Below are 1,572 nucleotides of genomic sequence, written 5' to 3'. Positions count from 1 at the left end.
GATATCGACAACCTCTCGCGCAACCAAGACATCGCGGTCGGACTGCAAGTGATCTTGAAGCCACGGGCCCGTCCCACCCCGACATGGACCTCGATGCCCGAACGGACGTTAGATTTCGAGTTCTAGGCGTTCTGCGATGAAGGTTGGATCCCAGCCGGGATTGAAAGTGTCGACGTGGGTGAATCCGAGCCGCTCGTATAGGCCACGCAGGTTCGGGTGGCAGTCGAGCCGCAGCTTGGCGCACCCCTGCGTTCGCGCGGCATGGCGGCAAGCCTCGATCAGCGCGGAGCTGACACCCCGGCCCGCATGTGTCCGTCGCACCGCGAGCTTGTGCAGATATGCGGCCTCCCCCTTGAGGGCGTCGGGCCAGAACTCGGGATCCTCGGCCGACAAGGTGCAACAGCCGACGATGCCGTCGCTGCAACTCGCGACTAGGAGCTCGGATCTCAGGACGAAGGTCTCCGCGAATGTCCGGTCGATCCGCGCGACGTCCCAGGCGGGCGTTCCCTTGGCGGACATCCACGCCGCAGCGTCGTGCATCAGCCGCACAACCTCGTCGATATCACCCGAGCAGGCGACCCGAACGTTCGGAGGCTCCTCGCTGTCCATTCGCTCCCCTGGCGCGGTATGAACCGCCGCCTCATAGTGCAGTTTGATCCTGACGAGCCCAGCATGTCTGCGCCCACCTTCGCGGAACCTGACCAGGGTCCGCTAGCGGGCGGCCGGAAGGTGAATGCTAGGCATGATCTAACCCTCGGTCTCTGGCGTCGCGACTGCGAAATTTCGCGAGGGTTTCCGAGAAGGTGATTGCGCTTCGCAGATCTCCAGGCGCGTGGGTGCGGACGTAGTCAGCGCCATTGCCGATCGCGTGAAGTTCCGCCGCAAGGCTCGCTGGACCCAGATCCTTTACAGGAAGGCCAACGGTGGCGCCCAAGAAGGATTTCCGCGACACCGAGACCAATAGCGGAAGCCCCAACGCCGACTTCAGCTTTTGAAGGTTCGACAGCACGTGCAGCGATGTTTCCGGTGCGGGGCTCAAGAAAAATCCCATCCCCGGATCGAGGATGAGCCGGTCGGCAGCGACCCCGCTCCGTCGCAAGGCGGAAACCCGCGCCTCGAAGAACCGCACAATCTCGTCGAGCGCGTCTTCGGGTCGAAGGTGACCGGTGCGGGTGGCGATGCCATCCCGCTGCGCTGAGTGCATAACCACCAGCCTGCAGTCCGCCTCAGCAATATCGGGATAGAGCGCAGGGTCAGGAAATCCTTGGATATCGTTCAGGTAGCCCACGCCGCGCTTGAGCGCATAGCGCTGGGTTTCCGGTTGGAAGCTGTCGATTGAAACACGGTGCATCTGATCGGACAGGGCGTCTAAGAGCGGCGCAATACGTCTGATCTCATCGGCCGGCGATACAGGCCTCGCGTCCGGATGGCTGGCGGCCGGTCCGACATCCACGACGTCTGATCCGACTCGCAGCATTTCGATCGCCGCGGTGACAGCGCCGGCGGGGTCTAGCCGCCGGCTCTCATCGAAGAAGGAGTCCTCGGTGAGATTCAGAATGCCGAACACCGTCA

Annotated in this window: 2 protein-coding genes; both read right to left on the bottom strand. The window is 63.1% G+C overall.

Going from position 1 to position 1,572, the window contains the following annotated elements; all coding sequences use genetic code 11:
- Positions 1-108: 108 nt before the first annotated feature.
- Positions 109-609, bottom strand: coding sequence for a GNAT family N-acetyltransferase (locus tag DN824_RS22370; protein WP_000376623.1), 501 nt, complete (start codon positions 607-609; stop codon positions 109-111).
- Positions 610-736: 127 nt separating this feature from the next.
- A partial coding sequence (gene sul1, locus DN824_RS22360) for a sulfonamide-resistant dihydropteroate synthase Sul1 (RefSeq protein ID WP_136139683.1) occupies positions 737-1,572 on the bottom strand: 836 nt, incomplete at its 5' end.

This window comes from Stutzerimonas nosocomialis (assembly GCF_005876855.1).
GTDB classification, from domain to species: domain Bacteria; phylum Pseudomonadota; class Gammaproteobacteria; order Pseudomonadales; family Pseudomonadaceae; genus Stutzerimonas; species Stutzerimonas nosocomialis.
Note: the sequence above shows the minus strand (reverse complement) of the source record. Positions and strands in the feature narration are given on the sequence as shown.

What these genes read in the sequence shown, in the direction of transcription:
- DN824_RS22370 (WP_000376623.1), bottom strand. Translation starts at nt 609, where the DNA reads ATGGACAGCGAGGAGCCTCCGAACGTTCGGGTCGCCTGCTCGGGTGAT.